The sequence below is a fragment of the Phenylobacterium sp. genome, assembly GCF_004299445.1.
GTDB lineage: Bacteria > Pseudomonadota > Alphaproteobacteria > Caulobacterales > Caulobacteraceae > Phenylobacterium.
In genome coordinates, this window is the sequence record NZ_SCTC01000032.1 from 1 (window position 1) to 15,176 (window position 15,176).

Below are 15,176 nucleotides of genomic sequence, written 5' to 3' on the forward strand. Positions count from 1 at the left end.
CGGGCTGGCGCTCGACATGCTGCCGGTGGCCGATGGCAGCGACTATGGCGGCAGCCTGCGAAACCCCGCGGGCTGGAACAACGTCTACGGCTTTCGGACCACCATCGGCCGGGTGCCGGTGGCGGGCCGCGAGGTCTGGCTGCCGTCGATGGGCGTGAACGGGCCGATGGCGCGCAATGTCGGCGACCTGGCGCTGCTGCTGTCCGTTCAGGCCGGGTTCGACCCTAGGGCGCCGCTGTCGATTGACGGCGCCGGCGACGTCTTCCGCGCCTCGCTGGCCGGCGACCTCAAGGGCAAACGGATCGCCTGGCTGGGCGACTTCGGCGGGGCGATTCCCAACGATCCCGGCGTTCTGGAGCTGTGCCGCGGCGCGCTCAGGACGTTCGAGGCGATCGGCTGCCACGTCGAAGAGGCCTTCCCGGACTATCCCGTCGAGCCGGTCTGGCAGGCGTTCATCCGACTGCGCGGCTGGCAGTCGGGCGGCAACCTGCTCGAGATCTACAACGATCCCGCGCGCCGCGACCTGCTGAAGCCCGAGGCGGTGTTCGAGGTCGAGACGGGCGCGAAGCTGTCGGCCTACGAGGCCACGGCCGCCTCGCTGGTGCGCAGTGAGTGGACGCGGGCGGTCGCCAGGCTGTTCGAGCGGTTCGACTACCTGTTGCTGCCGACCGCCCAGGTGTTCCCCTTCCCGGCCGAACAGCACTGGCCAAAGACGGTGAGCGGGCGGAGCATGCGGACCTACCACGAGTGGATGCAGGCGGTGTGCCTGGTCACCATGGCGGGCTGCCCGGCCTTGGCGGCGCCGGCGGGGTTCAGCGCCGAGGGGCTGCCGATGGGCATCCAGATCATAGGTCCCCAGCACCAGGAGTTGGCGTGCCTCAAGCTCGCCGCCGCCTATGAGGCCGCTGCGCCCATCACGCTGAAGCGTCGCGCCCCGGCGCTGCGCGCAGGTGGGTAGGAGTGGATTCGACAAACCTCGTCGGAGGACTAGACTTCCCTGTCCCTCTGAAGACTCGGGACGCATTCATCCTTCATGCCCGCCTCCGCGCCCCCGGCGATCGCCGCTGAGCTTTCCCGACTGCTGGCCCACAGCCACGCCCCCTATTCCGGCGTGCGCGTCGCCGCGGCGGTGGAGTGCGGGAGCGGCGACATCCACTACGGCGTCAACGTCGAGAACGCCGCCTATCCGCAGGGTCTCTGCGCCGAGGCCAGCGCGATCGCCGGCGCGGTAACCCGAGGCGAGACATTGGTGAAACGTGTCTGGGTCGCCTCCTCGCTGCCCGGCCACATCTGGCCCTGCGGCGGATGCCGTCAGAAGATCTGGGAGTTCGCCGCGCCGGGTTGCGAGATCGTGAGCGTCGCCGAGGGCGGCGCCTGTGAGATCCACACGATCGAGGCGCTGCTGCCACTGGGCTTCCGGCTCGACCCCCAGCGCTGATGCCGCCCGAAACGAAGCTCGAGTGGGAGACGCCATTCGGACCGATCTGGTTCTGGCGTCGCGATACCGGACAGCCGGTGCTGCTCTTGATCACCGGGACCTTCGCCAACGCCAATGTTCTGGACCAGTTGGACGAGACCCTGGTGGGCGTCGACGTCTGGCGCGCCCATCTGCCCGGCAACCACTGCCCGCCGCTGGCGGTGAACACCGTGGGCCTGTTCGCCGCGGCCTACGGGCATGCGATCCGCGACGCGCTGGCCGGCCGCGACGTGGTGGTGGCAGGGCTGTCGGTGGGCGGGCTTGTCGCCCTGGGCCTGCGGGCGGCCAACATCCGAGGGCTCGTGGTCGTCGAGCCGCCGCTGCTGACCGAGGGTGTCTGGCCTCTGCGCATCGTACGCGAGCAGGCCCCACCCGGGCACGACGACTTCCTCTGGCAGGTGCTGGGCATCGCGCCTGACCGGCTTGAGCCGCGCGATTACAGCGCCTTGCTCGCCAACCTGGAGCTGCCCACCCGCATCCTGGTGGGCGGTGAGATGGGCCCGCCGCGGCGCGATTTCGACATCATGCCCAGCCTCGTCTCGCCGGCCTGCCGCGCGTTGCTGGAGGCCCACCCGAAGGTGACCGTGATCGAGGCGCCCGGCGCCGGCCACAACGTGCCGGCGCGCGCCGTCCTCACCTTCGCCCACGCCCTCGAAGCCGCCTGCCGCGACGCATTCGGCCCGCAGGTGCGCTTCCAGCCGGCGAACCGACCCCGCGGCTAGGCCTTCGTCGCCGCCACGTAGCGATCGATCACGCTCTCCAGCACCGACAGCGGCGTGCCGCCTGTCGTCACCACGGCGTCGTTGTAGTCGCGAAGGTCGAAGCGCGGCCCCAACGCGGCCTTCGCCTTCTCGCGCAGGCGGACGATCTCGTTGTGGCCGGTCTTGTAGGCGCAGGCCTGGCCCGGGCTCGCGCAGTAGCGGTCCACCTCGCTGGTGCAGGCGCCGACCGAACGTCCGGTGGCCGCGGCCAGCACCTCGATCGCCTTCTCGCGGCTCCAACGCAGGTCGTGCAGGCCGGTGTCGACCACCAGGCGCGCGGCGCGGAATCGCAGCGCCTGCAGATAACCCAGCCGCCCCATGGGATCGTCGGCGTAGAGGCCAACCTCGTCGGCCAACTGCTCCGCGTACAGCGCCCAGCCCTCGGTAAAGGCGCCGAAGTTCATCAGCGACGCGATGGTGTGCACCTCGCCCGACCGCTCGGCGAGGTAGGCGCCCTGCCAGGCATGACCCGGCAGCGCCTCGTGCATCGACAGGCTGGCCAGGGTGTATCGGGGCCAGGAGGCGGTGTCCTTGAGGTTCACGTAGTAGATCGCCGGGCGCGAGCCATCGAGGGCGGCGAAGTTCATGTAGCCCAGCCCCGCCCCGTCCTGGATCTCGGGCGGAACGCGGCGCACCTCGACCGGCGCTTTCAGGCCCAGCTTCGAGAACTTGGGGATGAACGGCCGGATGGCGGCGATCGTGCCCTCGATATAGGCGATCAACTCGCGTCGGCCCGCGTCGGTATTGGGATACACCAGCTTGGGATCACGGGTCAGCGCGCTCATGCGCTCCCCCACGGTCCCCTGGGTGTAGCCCTGCCCCCTGAGAATGCCGTCCATCAGCGCGTCGATCTGCGCGCCCTGGTCCAGGCCGGTCTTGTGGATCTCGGCCGGGGTGCGGTCGGTGGTGGTGTTGTACTTGAGGCTCCAGCGGTAGTAGTCGGCCCCGTCCCGGAACTTCCACACACCGGCGTCGTGGGTGGCGCGGGGCTGCTGCGACTTCAGCACCGCGATCTGCCGCTCCAGCGCCGGGAACACCTTCTGGGCCACGATGGCCGTGGCGCGGGCCTGCCAGTCGCCGTCGATGCCCTTGGCCTTCGCGCGCTGGGTCAGCGAGGTGGCCAGTCGCGTGGCCGCCGCGTCCTGGGCCCGGAGCTCGGTCCCGGTGCCCAGTGCGGTGGCCAGCAGGAAGTCGGGCAGGATGACCCCCTTGCCGGCCGCGTCCTTGATGCGGTCACTCTCCTGGTCGAGGGCCGCGCCGTACTGTTCCAGCCGCGCCAGGTAGGCCTCGGCGTCGTCGCGGGTCTCGATGGGGTGCTGGCTGTTCAGGAACTCGCCGGTGTTGACCACCGTGCCGTCCTGCTGGCTGACGACGTAGGGGTTCGCGTAGTCGCGGCCATAGGCGAAGCGGCCCCCCTCGGCCCCCACGTCCTGAGCGTAGAGCACGCTGTCGTAGCGGGTGATGTCGCGCCCGGTCAGGCTGGCGCGGGGGATGGCGCGAAGGCGCCGCGCGCGGTCGGCATAACCCGCGAGCTGCCTGGTGCGGCCGCCCGAGGAGACATCGTCCAGGCGGCGGCGCAACGCGGCCCGCGGCCCGTTGTCCTTGCCGATGCCGGTGGCCGTCTGCGGCGCGTCGGCGAGGATCTCCTCCACGAAGGCGTCCAGCAGCGTGGCGAGGCGGGGATCCGAGACCCCCTCGCCGGCCGCGGCGAGCGCGCCGATGGGGGAGGCGGCGGCGCCGGCGGCGAGAGAGGTGGCCAGAAGCCGGCGACGGTCGATCATTGCGCGCTTTCCCGAAACTGAAGGCGGGAACCCTAGCGGGACGCTCGGATCACGCAACGGCCTTGCGGCAGACGGGCGTCGCGGCGAGGCGACCGCCCCTTTGGCGGCGTGGCTCAGAACACCATGGGCGCGACGACCAGGGCGACCAGCATCGCCGAGTTCCAGAACACCATCCGCGCCACCTGGCGCTGGCGATTCGGCGACTTGCGCGCGGGCTGGACGTCCCGCGTGGCGACGACGCGGAAGGCGCCTTCGATGATCTCGGGGGCGGCGGCGGAAGCGGACATGGGGGGCTCCGGGGGGTGTTTCGGTCTCATCACGCCCCTAGGACGTTCGAGAGGTTGGATATGCGACACGCCGGCGCCCCTCAATCAGCGAGATCGCATAGGGGCTATGCGCTTTTCGTGCAGCTTCGAAGGAACCAGTGGGCGTGGAGCGCGTCAGGTCCGTAGAATGAACCCCGGAGGCGACGTTGCCCGCTCATGAGGCGCTTGCCGTGACAGGCCCGCATTCCGCCGCAGCCCGCTTGCCCGACTCTCTTGCGCCACCCACCTTAGTCCCATGAGCGATCGCCCGTCGGGCGCAGCTCCGTCACGGCTCGTGGCGGTGCTGGGGCCCACCAACACCGGCAAGACCCACCTCGCGGTGGAGCGCATGCTGGGCCATTCGTCGGGCATGATCGGCCTGCCGCTGCGGCTGCTGGCGCGCGAGATCTATGATCGCATCGTCAAGGTCCGGGGCGCGCGCTGCGTCGCGCTCATCACCGGCGAGGAAAAGATCGTCCCGCCGCGGGCGCAGTATTACGTCTGCACCGTCGAGGCGATGCCTCTGTCGGTCGAGGTGGAATTCCTGGCCGTCGACGAAATCCAGCTGTGCGCCGATCCCGAGCGCGGCCACGTCTTCACCCACCGCCTGCTGCACGCGCGCGGCAAGTACGAGACGATGCTGCTGGGCGCGGGCACGATGGCGCCGCTGGTCCGCCGCCTGCTGCCGCACGCCGAGATCCAGACCCGCGACCGGTTCAGCAAGCTCATCTACGCGGGCCCGAAGAAGCTCACCCGCCTGCCCCGCCGCTCGGCCGTGGTCGCGTTCAGCGCCGACCAGGTCTACGCGATCGCCGAACTCATCCGCCGCCAGCGCGGCGGCGCGGCCGTGGTCATGGGCTCGCTCAGCCCCCGCACGCGCAACGCCCAGGTCGCCCTCTACCAGTCGGGGGAGGTCGACTTCCTGGTGGCCACCGACGCCATCGGCATGGGCCTGAACATGGACGTCGACCACGTGGCCTTCGCCGGCCTGCGCAAGTTCGACGGCCGCCGCACGCGCTTCCTGCATCCCCAGGAGGTGGGCCAGATCGCGGGCCGAGCCGGCCGCTACCAGAAGGACGGCACATTCGGCGTCACCGGCGAGGCCGACGAGATGGACCCCGACCTGGTCGAGTCCGTCGAGAATCACAGCTTCGAGCCGGTTCCGGGGGCCGAGTGGCGCAACTCCAGGCTCGACTTCGGCTCGCTCCCGGCGCTGCTGAAGAGCCTCGAAATGCGTCCCGATCGGCCCGGCCTGACGCTGTCGGCCGAGGCGCTCGATGAGATCACCCTCAAGGCGCTGGCCGAGGACGAGGTGATCCAGACGCGGGTACGCGACCGCACCAACCTGGCCAGGCTGTGGGACGTCTGCCAGACGCCCGACTTCCGCAAGGTGGCGCCCGACGAGCACCGGGCCTTGGTGCGGGCCTTCTTCCTGCAGCTCACCGAGAAGCGCCGGCGGATCGGCGACGACTGGATCGCGCGCCAATATGAGCAGCTGAACCGCACCGACGGCGAGATCGACACCCTGGCCAGCCGCCTCGCCAGCGTGCGGACCCTGGCCTATGTCGCGAACCGGCCCGACTGGCTGGTCGATCCCGGCGCGTGGCAGACCCAGACGCGCGGGCTGGAAGACCGCCTCTCAGACACCCTGCACGAGAAGCTGATGGCCCGGTTCGTCGACCGGCGGACCAGCGCCCTGATGCGGGGCCTGCGGGTGCGCGAGGAGATGCTGGCGGGTGTCGGCGCGGACGGGGCGGTGACGGTCGAGGGGCACTACGTCGGCCGCCTGTCCGGCGTGAGCTTCGAGCCGGCGAAGGGCTCAAACCTGCTGGAGGAAAAGGCGCTGCGCGCCGCCGCCCAGCATGCCGTGGGCCCCGAGATCGCCCGGCGGCTGGGCCAGCTCGCCGCCGAGCCCGACGAGGCGTTCTCGCTCAGTCCCGACGGCGCGGTCCTGTGGCGGGGCGAGATCGCGGGCGTCCTGGCCGGCGGCGAGCCGTTCCGGCCGCGCGTGCGGCTGCTGGGCGAGCTGGGGCCCGAGCCCGCCCGCCAGCGCGCGGGCCAGCGGCTGGAAGCCTTCGTGGCCGGCGAGGCGGGCCGACGTCTGGGGGCCCTGCGCAAGCTGGAGGCGGCTGTGGCGGAAGGGCGCATCAAGGGCCTGGCCCGGGGGCTGGCGTTCCAGCTCGCCGAGGCGGGCGGCGTGCTCGACCGCGCCGCCGTGCGCGCCGAGGTGCGGGCCCTGAGCCAGGTCGAGCGGCGCGTGCTGCGGGGCCTGGGCGTGAAGATCGGCGCCTTCTCGCTCTACCTACCCGGCCTGCTGCGGCCCGAGGCGCGCGCGCTGACCGAGGCCCTGGCGCGCCGCGAGGCCGCCGGGTGGCGCCCCGCCGCCGACAGACCGGGCCACCTGCCCCGGCCCGCCCCTGCGCCGCGCGCGCTGGCCGCCTTCGGCCTGCGGGCCGTGGGCGCGCTGGCCGTGCCGGTGGAGCAGTTGGAACAGCTGGACGAGATCCTGCGCGGCGCGACGAAGGCGGGCGGCGGCGTCGTGTTGCCCGACGCCGCGCGTGAGGCCCTTGGGTGGAGCGTCGAGGACACGGCGGCCATCCTCAAGGGCCTGGGCTTCGCGGCGATCCGCAGGCCCGGCGAACCGGTCGCCTGGCGCCGGCGGGGCGAGCGCGAGTTCGCCGTCGAGCGTCGCCCGGTCGCGCCCCATTCGCCGTTCGCCGCCCTGGCCGCGCTGAAGGACGCGCCCGCCCCGCCGCCCACGCGGAGGCGTCGCCGCAGAGCCGCCTCCAAGTGACCCTCCTTCGCCGAGGCTACGGAGGGTTCGCGCCCGTCCTGCAAAGCTCCGCGAGGCGCGAAGCAGGATGAGCGAGGGTCCGTTCAAGGAGGTTGGGGCCTGCCGCGCCGACGTCTGGCTCTGGCGCGCCCGCTTCTTCAAGACCCGCGCGCTGGCCGCCAAGTTCCTCGAGGGCGGCCGCGTGCGCCTGACCCGGCCAGGCCTCGACGCGCACCGAATCGACAAGCCCGCCCGGCCCATCAAGGTCGGCGACCAGCTGGTCTTCGCCCTGGGCGGCCGCCTGATCGCCGTGCGCGTGGAGGCCATGGGTGATCGCCGCGGCCCCGCAGCCGAGGCCCGCGCGCTCTACTCGACGTTGGAGGAGAGCTGAGTCGCGGAAGCGCCGCCCGCCCGCGTCGGACCGCGCGGCCTATCCACGCTGAGAGAATTCCTGCGCACCCGTCGCATTGACAAGAGACGGTCGCACCGTGAAAAACCGGCGCCCCGAACCGGGGACCGCTGCCGGAGCTTCAAGCCCACGCCATGACCTACATCGTGATGGATCCCTGCATCAAATGTAAGTTCATGGACTGCGTGGAGGTATGCCCCGTCGACTGCTTCTACGAGGGCGAGAACTTTCTGGCGATCAATCCGGACGAGTGCATCGACTGCGGCGTCTGCGAACCTGAGTGTCCTGTCGACGCCATCAAACCCGATACGGAAGATGATCCCGACGGCAAGTGGCTGCGGGTGAACAGCGAATACTCGCGCGTGTGGCCGAACATCACCGTCAAGGGCGAACCGCCTGCCGACGCAGAAGCTTTCGAGCGCGAAACGGGCAAGTTCGAGAAATACTTCTCCGAGAAGCCGGGCCGCGGCTCCTGAGCGCGCCTCCGGCCGGCCGCGTCCGGGGTCGGTCCAACCCTTTCATTCCGCACGTTTTTGTGTTAATGTCTCCGACGACACGACACGAAGGCTTCGCCCGGGTCGGTCTGTAACTAGAACAGCCGACCGGCGTCCTAAGCCGGCACGGGCGAAGGGTCGTCTTAAGAGGTCAGCTTCCGTTTCACAGTAACGACGCCGCCGCGAACTGTTCCGCGGGAGGGGTGGTTTTGTGCATTCCCGGAAGCCGCGACCAGGAGTTCCGCGCCCAGCGCGGACGCATATGAGAGGTATCTCGGATGAGCAAGAGCGGTCACGAATTCTCGGTTGGCGATCACGTCGTCTACCCGGCCCACGGGGTCGGCCAGGTGCAAGGGATCGAAACCCAGGAAGTCGCCGGTCTGAAGCTTGAAGTCTACGTCATCACCTTCGACCACGAGAAAATGACGCTGCGTGTTCCCACCGCCAAGGCCAAGACTGCGGGCCTGCGCTCGCTGGCCGAGACCGGCGTGGTGTCCAAGGCGCTGACCACCCTGAAGGGCCGCGCCCGCGTGAAGCGCACCATGTGGTCGCGCCGCGCTCAGGAGTACGAAGCCAAGATCAACTCGGGCGACCTGATCTCGATCGCCGAGGTGGTGCGCGACCTGCACCGCGCCGAGAACCAGCCCGAGCAATCCTATTCCGAGCGCCAGCTCTATGAGTCGGCCCTCGACCGCATGGCCCGCGAAGTCGCCGCCATCGAGCGCATCGACCGCGAAGCGGCGATCGCCATGCTGAACAAGTCGCTGGTGAAGACCGCCGCCGTCGCGGCCTGATCGTCCCGACAAAACCAATCGCAAGACGCCCGGCCTCACCGCCGGGCGTTTTCGTTTGAGGTTTAGCGCGGCCCTGCGCTACCAACCGCCGGCGCGGGCCTCGTAGCTCAGCCGGATAGAGCAGGGCTTTCCTAAAGCCAAGGTCGGGGGTTCGAGTCCCTCCGAGGCCGCCAGCGCAACCTCCGAACCGTCCGTCAGGCCGTCTTGCGCGGCGTCATCACCAGCCAGGGCGTGAGCCGTTCGCGCCACTCCCAGGTCGCCAGCAGGATGTCGAGCTCGCTCAGATCGTCCAGCCAGGGCGGCGGGTCGAACGCCTTCGGGCGCGTGCGGACCTCCACGATCTCGTGGGTCGGCTCGAACCGCTTCAGCATCGTCGCGCGCGCCGAAGCCCGGAAGAGATCGTGAGTCTCCACCACGATCTTCATGCCCGCCAGCGCGGGGCCGAGGGCCGGATCGAGGATATCCACCTCGGCGCCCTCGGCGTCCACGAGCACCAGCGTGTTGCGCCCGGCGAACGCCTCGAAGTCACGCGGCCCGAACTCGCCCCCGATGATGACGCGGTCCGATACCTGGTTGCGCGCCGCCAGCTCCGCGCACGCGGCGCGGGCGGTCTCGCTGATGTCGTGCGCGTAGACCTGTAGCGCGGGAAACCGGCGCGCGAGCCCCACGGCGTAGTAGCCTTCCGCGCATCCGACATCGACGACACAGTCGACGCCATCGCCGATCAGCGCCTCCAGATGCGGGTGAAGCTCGGCTTCGTAGACGCCCAGGAGGCGCGCGATGAGGGCGCCCTCCGTCGCAGCCTCCACGTAGCTCATGCCGGCGAAGATCCCGGCCCGGATCGTCGAGCCGTGATACCGCAGGTACGTCCGCTCCAGCAGGTGCGAACGCCACTTCGCCAGGGTGCGCAGGACCTCGTCCAGGTGCTGGATCTCGGCGCCTGCCGGCCAGCCGTCGCACATTTCGCGGACCCGCGCCGCGACGGTCTGGGTGAGCGGACCTGCCATGCCTGTGTTCCTGAGCTGCTTCGCACGTTTGGAAAACGACCCGCGAGTGCGGGATCGTCACGTCCGCGCCGCGCCGACGGCGGGGGCGAGGTTGGTCACTTGCGCGGAGCCCCGTCCGTCTTGGCCCGCCGCGCCTGCTGAGCCTCGAACTTCGCCCGGCTGTCGGGAAAGATGCCGTCCAGCAGGTCGGGATCGCCCGGGCGGCGCATCCACTCGGCCGGGAAGTCGGCGGCCGGCGCCCCATCCGTGCGGCGGAAAACCACGCCCGGACCGGCGCGCTCTCCGAACGGGATCGCGTGGCGCCCGCCCGCGGCGGCGAGGCCAAGGTAGAGCCGCTTGCGCAGGTCGAGCTTGCGGTCGAACTGGGCCGGGTCATCGATGAGGTTGGTCATCTCGCCGGGGTCCGCTTGGAGGTCGTACAGCTCCTCCAGATCCCAGACGCCGTGATACTGGATGTACTTGTAGCGCCCGTCGCGGATCGCGAACGTCGTTGGCGTCATCGGGAAGTTCCATTCCCAGTAGTACTCGTAGATCAGCTCCTGCGGCCACGCCGCGGTCGCGATCGCGCCCGTCGCCAGCGGCAGGAAGCTGCGCCCCTCGAAGTGCGCGGGCGCGCGCACCCCGGCCAGGTCCAGGATCGCCGGGGCCATGTCCAGGTTGCGGACCATGCCGGGCTCGACCTTGCCTGCCGGCAGCAGGCCCGGCGCCCAGACCACCATCGGCACGCGGATCGAACCTTCATAGGCGTTGCGCTTGTCGATCAGGCCGTGGTCGCCGGTCAGGAAGCCGTTGTCGGAATAGAAGATGACCGCCGTCTCCTTCGCGAGCCCGGCGCGGTCCACCCACGCCAGGACCCGGCCCAGGCTTTCGTCGACGGCCGACAGGGTCCGATAGACCTGCCGGGTGTTCTCCGTGATCGCCCGGGTGCTGTGGTACGGGAAATCGACCCCGTGCCAGCTGTTGCGCTGATTGCGCACCCACATGGGCTTGCCGGCGTAGTTCTCGGGCGTATCGGCGGCGCTGGCCGGCAGGCGGATATCAAGGTCCTTGTACTGGTCGCGGTGGCGCGGCGCGGGCTGGGCATCAGAGTGCACCGCCTTGTGCGACAGGTAGAGGAAGAACGGCTTCTTGGCGTCCCGGCCGTGCTCCAGCCAATCCATGGCGTAGTCGGTCAGCTCGTCGGTGATGTAGCCCTTCTGCGCCACCTCGCGGCCATCGACGTTCAGCCGCCCCGTGGGCGTCGGCCAATAAGTCCCCTGCCCCGGGAAGCTGACCCAGTGGTCGAAGCCCGGCCGCGGCGCGGCGCTGGCCTGGCCCATGTGCCACTTGCCCAGGAACGCGGTCTGGTAGCCGGCCTTCTGCAGGTAGCTGGGGAAGAAGGTCAGGCCCGTCTCCGAGGCGTTGTTGTTGTCGACGATGCCGTGGTTGCGGCTGGACAGGCCAGTGAGCAGGGTCGCGCGGCTGGGCGAGCACAGCGCAGACGTCACCACCGCATTCGGGAAGTAGACCCCCTCGCGGGCCAGCCGGTCGATGTTGGGCGTCTGCAGGCCGGGGGTCAGGAAGCCCATGGCGTCGAAGCGCAGGTCGTCGACCAGCACGAAGATCACGTTGCGTGGCTTGGGCGCGGCGACCGCCGCCCCCACCGACAAAACCGACACCAGGGCGGCGACGCCCAAACTCCGGCGAAGGCGCCTCAGCATACCGCCCAACCTGCCTGCGCCCTCTTCCTGCGGCTTCGACACGTCACCCCTCCCCCTGCCGTCCGGAGCACAGCTTGCCGCAACTTCGAGGGCTCGGCGCGTTCTTCTTGACGCGGCCCGGCGCGGCTCCAATACCGGGCCCATGCCGTTCACCGCTGCAAACGCCCTGGCCGACGCCACCCTGCCCGAGCTGCCGAACCACTATCGGGGCAAGGTGCGGGACAGCTACGACCTGCCCGACGGGCGGCGGATCATGATCGCCTCGGACCGGTTGAGCGCCTTCGACCGCGTGCTGGCGGTCATCCCCCACAAGGGCCAGGTGCTGACCCAGATGGCGCGCTACTGGTTCGACCACACCGCCGACATCTGTCCGAACCACGTGCTGGAGTACCCTGACCCCAACGTCGTGGTGGGCCGGCGCCTGACCATCCTGCCGGTCGAGATCGTGGTGCGGAACTACCTGGCCGGCACGACCGGCACCTCGATCCTGACCCTCTACAAGCAGGGACAGCGCGACATGTACGGCCACACCTTCCCGGACGGCCTGCGCGACAACCAGCGTCTCGCGCAGCCGATCATCACGCCGTCCAGCAAGGCCTTCGACGCCGGCCATGATGAGCCGATGACGCCCGACGAGATCCTGGACCAGGGGCTGCTGACGGCGGCGCAGTGGGAGACCGTGTCGGCCTACGCGCTGGCGCTGTTCGACCGTGGCCAGCGCATGGCCGCCGAGCGCGGCCTGATCCTGGTCGACACGAAATACGAGTTCGGGACCGATACCGACGGCCGGATCGTGCTGGCGGACGAGATTCATACGCCCGACTCCAGCCGCTACTGGATCGCCGAGACCTACGAGGCGAAGTTCGCGGCCGGCGAGCGCCCCGACTCCTTCGACAAGGACTTCGTGCGCAGCTGGGTGGCGGCGCGGTGCGATCCCTACGTCGATCCGATCCCCGAGATCCCGGCCGCGATGATCGAGGAGACGTCGAAGGTCTACATCCGGGCGTTCGAGGCCATCACCGGCCTGCCCTTCGAGCCTCCCGCGGACGAGCCGGTGCTGGACCGTGTCCGCCGCAACCTGGCCCGCTACTTCGCCTAGAGACTGTCCGCTTCAGATGGGATCGTCTGAACCGGATGAACAGGCTCGATCTCTTTGATTCAGAGTGCGTTTCGGGGCGAAACCGGCCTCTGCTTTCGCCAAACGCGCTCTAGGCGCCTTTGCCCCGCTCGGCCGAGGGTTTAATCTGTCCCCGAGCAAGAGGATGAAGGCCATGAGCGACGCTGTCGGCCCCGGCGACCTGGTTCTCTGCGTGAACGCCGCCCCGAACCACGCGACGGGGCGCCCCACGCCCCTTCAGGCCGGAGAGACCTACCGCGTGTACGGGGTCATGGAATTCGGCTGCCCCTGCGGCCGTTCCGACGCCCTGATCGACGTGGGCATCGATTTCGCCTGGTGCCAGACGCGCTTCCGCCTGCTGCCCAAGCCCAAGGCCCAGGCGAAGACCCGGAAGGTTTCTGCGCCCCGGGAAAAGGAAACGATCCGCTAGCCCTAGACGCCCTCGACCGCGCGGCGCCAGCCGTAAGGGTCGGGCGCATTGCCGCGCTGGATGGCGGTCAGTTCCTGGCGCAACGCCAGGGTGGCCGGGCCGTCCTGGCCGTCGGCGATCTTGAACGACCCGCCGGGGAAGCGGATCTCGCCGATCGCGGCGATCACCGCGGCGGTGCCGCAGGCGAAGGTCTCGCGCAGCCGGCCCGACGCCGCGTCCGCCTTCCAGGTGTCGAAGTCGTACGGCGCTTCCGTGACCTTGCGGCCCTGAGCCCGGGCCAGCGCGATGATCGACTCGCGCGTCACGCCCGCCAGGATCGTGCCGCTGAGCGGCGGGGTCTGGATCGAACCGTCGTCGAAGACGAAGAACACGTTCATCCCGCCCAGTTCCTCGACCCAGCGGTGCTGGGCCGCGTCCAGGAAGACCACCTGGTCGCAGCCGTTCCTGGTCGCCTCGGCCTGGGCCAGCAGGCTGGCCGCATAGTTGCCGCCGCACTTGGCCGCGCCGGTCCCGCCGGGGGCCGCGCGGCTGTACTGGTCGGTGGCCCAGACCGTCACCGGCTTGGCCCCGCCCTTGAAGTAGGCCCCCACCGGGCAGGCGATGACGCAGAAGATGTATTCGCCCGCCGGACGCACCCCCAGGAAGGGCTCGTTGGCGAACATGAAAGGCCGCAGGTAGAGGCTGCCCTCGCCGTCGGGGATCCAGTCCTTGTCGATGCGGACCAGCGCCTCGACCGCTTCCAGGAACAGCGCCTCCGGGACCACCGGCATCGCCATCCGCTCGGCCGAGCGGGCGAAGCGTCGCGCGTTCTCTTCCGGGCGGAACAGGGCCACGCCGGCGTTGCCGGTCCGATAGGCCTTCAGGCCTTCGAATATCTCCTGGGCGTAGTGCAGCACCGCCGCGGCGGGATCCAGCTGGAACGGCTCACGCGCGCGGACCTGCGCCTCGTGCCACCCGGCCTCGGGCGTCCACTTCACCGTCACCATGTGGTCGGTGAACACCCGGCCGAACCCCGGATCCTCCAGCAGCGCCGCGCGCGCTTCGGCAGAGGTCGGCTTCGGGTGGGCGAGGGTCGTGAACATCAGGCGCTCCAATCCAGCAGGCGCGCATAGCACAGCGTCGCAGACCGGCAAATTTCACGTGGGGTGAGCCCCCGCTTCAGACGTCCTTCGCGCAGCGGAAGCCCGTGTGCGAGGTCGAGGTGTCGGTCACCTGGGGGTGCCGCGCGGCTGGCCGGTAGCGGCGGCAGTAGCTCTCGGCGCAGAGGTGCGAGCCGCCCTTCATCACTCGGCGCGGCCCCTGCCGCAGCACGTCCTCGCTCTGGGCCGGCCCGCGGGGATTGACCGTCGTGCAGCAAGGGCTCTGCGGCGCCGTGCGCGAGGCGTACCAGTCCGCGGTCAGCTCCCAGACGTTGCCGATCATGTCGTAGAGGCCGTAGCCGTTCGGCGGGAAGGCGCGCACCGGCGACGTGCGCAGCCATCCGTCCGTCTGCAGGTTCTCGAACGGAAACCGGCCCTGCCAGTAGTTGGCCTGCGGACGGCCGCCCGGTTCCAGTTCGTCGCCCCAGGCGAACTCAGCGCCCTCCAGCCCGCCCCAGGCGGCGAACTCCCACTCTGCCTCGGTGGGCAGCCGCTTGCCGGCCCAGGCCGCGTAGGCGGCTGCGTCATCCCAGGTCACGTGGGTCACCGGATGGTCGGGCAGGTCTTCGTGCGTGGTCGCGTCGCCCCAGGGCCTGCGCCAGCTGGCCCCGAAGCAATAGTCCCACCAGCGGCCCGGCTCGTTCAGCGGCACGGGCCCGCGGGTCATCGTGAACACCGCCGAACCCGCCTTCAGCATGGCGGGGTCGGCGTCCGGATAGTCCTCGGCCCGCGGCGCGATCTCGGCCGTCGTCACGTGCCCCGTGTCGGCCACGAAGCGGGCGAAGGCGGCGTTGGTCACCGGCGTCTCGTCGATCCAGAACGGATCGACCTGCACCAGCCGCGACGGACCCTCCTCGGGATAGTGGCGATCCGAGCCCATGCGGAAGACGCCGCCCGGCATCCGCAGCATGCCCGCCTCGTCCGTCATCCCGGTCCTCCGTCTGGTGTTCGTCCGCTGACATACACGACTTCGCCGCTGCGCTGGACTT

Annotated in this window: 15 protein-coding genes and 1 tRNA gene; 10 read left to right on the top strand and 6 right to left on the bottom strand. The window is 70.1% G+C overall.

Annotated features, from left to right (window positions below):
* The 3 genes from EPN98_RS07270 to EPN98_RS07280 form a co-directional block, all read left to right on the top strand.
* On the top strand, window positions 1-958 hold a 958-nt coding region (locus EPN98_RS07270; RefSeq protein WP_293362010.1), incomplete at its 5' end, for an amidase family protein.
* Between the two features lie 75 nt (window positions 959-1,033).
* Entirely contained in the window at window positions 1,034-1,438 is a 405-nt protein-coding gene (gene cdd, locus EPN98_RS07275; RefSeq protein WP_293362011.1) for a cytidine deaminase, read from the top strand.
* Window positions 1,438-2,199 carry an alpha/beta hydrolase gene (locus tag EPN98_RS07280; protein ID WP_293362012.1) on the top strand — a complete coding sequence of 254 codons (762 nt, stop codon included), beginning with the start codon at window positions 1,438-1,440 and terminating at the stop codon, window positions 2,197-2,199. The genes cdd and EPN98_RS07280 overlap by 1 nt, the downstream gene beginning before the upstream one ends.
* Here EPN98_RS07280 and EPN98_RS07285 read toward each other — a convergent pair.
* Window positions 2,196-4,019: a DUF885 family protein gene (locus tag EPN98_RS07285; protein WP_293362013.1), complete on the bottom strand. Its 1,824-nt coding sequence runs from the start codon at window positions 4,017-4,019 to the stop codon at window positions 2,196-2,198. The two genes, EPN98_RS07280 and EPN98_RS07285, sit on opposite strands and share 4 nt — an antisense overlap.
* 113 nt (window positions 4,020-4,132) lie before the next feature.
* Window positions 4,133-4,306, bottom strand: a complete 174-nt coding sequence (locus tag EPN98_RS07290; protein WP_293362014.1) for a hypothetical protein — start codon at window positions 4,304-4,306, stop codon at window positions 4,133-4,135.
* 274 nt (window positions 4,307-4,580) lie between these two features.
* Between EPN98_RS07290 and EPN98_RS07295 the strand changes: the two genes are divergently transcribed.
* The 5 genes from EPN98_RS07295 to EPN98_RS07315 all read left to right on the top strand — a co-directional run bounded on the left by EPN98_RS07295 (window position 4,581) and on the right by EPN98_RS07315 (window position 8,967).
* Complete coding sequence (locus tag EPN98_RS07295; RefSeq protein WP_293362015.1) at window positions 4,581-7,118, top strand: helicase-related protein; 2,538 nt, start codon at window positions 4,581-4,583, stop codon at window positions 7,116-7,118.
* Between the two features lie 67 nt (window positions 7,119-7,185).
* Window positions 7,186-7,488: an RNA-binding S4 domain-containing protein gene (locus EPN98_RS07300; protein WP_293362016.1), complete on the top strand. Its 303-nt coding sequence runs from the start codon at window positions 7,186-7,188 to the stop codon at window positions 7,486-7,488.
* A 152-nt stretch (window positions 7,489-7,640) separates the two neighbouring features.
* The gene (fdxA, locus tag EPN98_RS07305; protein WP_293362017.1) at window positions 7,641-7,982 is read left to right on the top strand and encodes a ferredoxin FdxA; all 342 of its coding nucleotides are present in this window, start codon (window positions 7,641-7,643) and stop codon (window positions 7,980-7,982) included.
* Between the two features lie 296 nt (window positions 7,983-8,278).
* The gene (locus EPN98_RS07310; RefSeq protein WP_293362018.1) at window positions 8,279-8,794 is read left to right on the top strand and encodes a CarD family transcriptional regulator; all 516 of its coding nucleotides are present in this window, start codon (window positions 8,279-8,281) and stop codon (window positions 8,792-8,794) included.
* A 96-nt stretch (window positions 8,795-8,890) separates the two neighbouring features.
* Window positions 8,891-8,967 (top strand) — tRNA-Arg (locus EPN98_RS07315).
* Window positions 8,968-8,988: 21 nt separating this feature from the next.
* Here EPN98_RS07315 and EPN98_RS07320 read toward each other — a convergent pair.
* Window positions 8,989-9,801 (bottom strand): class I SAM-dependent methyltransferase, encoded by an 813-nt coding sequence (locus EPN98_RS07320; protein WP_293362019.1) that lies wholly within the window; start codon window positions 9,799-9,801, stop codon window positions 8,989-8,991.
* Between the two features lie 95 nt (window positions 9,802-9,896).
* Entirely contained in the window at window positions 9,897-11,543 is a 1,647-nt protein-coding gene (locus EPN98_RS07325; protein WP_293362020.1) for a sulfatase, read from the bottom strand.
* A 100-nt stretch (window positions 11,544-11,643) separates the two neighbouring features.
* Between EPN98_RS07325 and EPN98_RS07330 the strand changes: the two genes are divergently transcribed.
* A complete protein-coding gene (locus EPN98_RS07330; protein WP_293362021.1) occupies window positions 11,644-12,600 on the top strand; it encodes a phosphoribosylaminoimidazolesuccinocarboxamide synthase in 957 nt (318 codons plus the stop codon).
* Window positions 12,601-12,772: 172 nt separating this feature from the next.
* A complete protein-coding gene (locus EPN98_RS07335; RefSeq protein WP_293362022.1) occupies window positions 12,773-13,048 on the top strand; it encodes a hypothetical protein in 276 nt (91 codons plus the stop codon).
* 2 nt (window positions 13,049-13,050) lie between these two features.
* On the opposite strand, the gene EPN98_RS07340 is transcribed toward EPN98_RS07335, so the two are convergent.
* Entirely contained in the window at window positions 13,051-14,130 is a 1,080-nt protein-coding gene (locus EPN98_RS07340) for a branched-chain amino acid aminotransferase (protein ID WP_293362023.1), read from the bottom strand.
* A 76-nt stretch (window positions 14,131-14,206) separates the two neighbouring features.
* Window positions 14,207-15,115 (bottom strand): formylglycine-generating enzyme family protein, encoded by a 909-nt coding sequence (locus tag EPN98_RS07345; RefSeq protein WP_293362024.1) that lies wholly within the window; start codon window positions 15,113-15,115, stop codon window positions 14,207-14,209.
* Window positions 15,116-15,176: the final 61 nt, after the last annotated feature.

Bases quoted from the DNA above. Each gene is read 5' to 3' on its own strand.
- cdd (WP_293362011.1), top strand. From the start codon at position 1,034: ATGCCCGCCTCCGCGCCCCCGGCGATCGCCGCTGAGCTTTCCCGACTG.
- EPN98_RS07280 (WP_293362012.1), top strand. From the start codon at position 1,438: ATGCCGCCCGAAACGAAGCTCGAGTGGGAGACGCCATTCGGACCGATC.
- EPN98_RS07285 (WP_293362013.1), bottom strand. From the start codon at position 4,019: ATGATCGACCGTCGCCGGCTTCTGGCCACCTCTCTCGCCGCCGGCGCC.
- EPN98_RS07290 (WP_293362014.1), bottom strand. From the start codon at position 4,306: ATGTCCGCTTCCGCCGCCGCCCCCGAGATCATCGAAGGCGCCTTCCGC.
- EPN98_RS07295 (WP_293362015.1), top strand. From the start codon at position 4,581: ATGAGCGATCGCCCGTCGGGCGCAGCTCCGTCACGGCTCGTGGCGGTG.
- EPN98_RS07300 (WP_293362016.1), top strand. From the start codon at position 7,186: ATGAGCGAGGGTCCGTTCAAGGAGGTTGGGGCCTGCCGCGCCGACGTC.
- fdxA (WP_293362017.1), top strand. From the start codon at position 7,641: ATGACCTACATCGTGATGGATCCCTGCATCAAATGTAAGTTCATGGAC.
- EPN98_RS07310 (WP_293362018.1), top strand. From the start codon at position 8,279: ATGAGCAAGAGCGGTCACGAATTCTCGGTTGGCGATCACGTCGTCTAC.
- EPN98_RS07320 (WP_293362019.1), bottom strand. From the start codon at position 9,801: ATGGCAGGTCCGCTCACCCAGACCGTCGCGGCGCGGGTCCGCGAAATG.
- EPN98_RS07330 (WP_293362021.1), top strand. From the start codon at position 11,644: ATGCCGTTCACCGCTGCAAACGCCCTGGCCGACGCCACCCTGCCCGAG.
- EPN98_RS07335 (WP_293362022.1), top strand. From the start codon at position 12,773: ATGAGCGACGCTGTCGGCCCCGGCGACCTGGTTCTCTGCGTGAACGCC.
- EPN98_RS07340 (WP_293362023.1), bottom strand. From the start codon at position 14,130: ATGTTCACGACCCTCGCCCACCCGAAGCCGACCTCTGCCGAAGCGCGC.
- EPN98_RS07345 (WP_293362024.1), bottom strand. From the start codon at position 15,115: ATGACGGACGAGGCGGGCATGCTGCGGATGCCGGGCGGCGTCTTCCGC.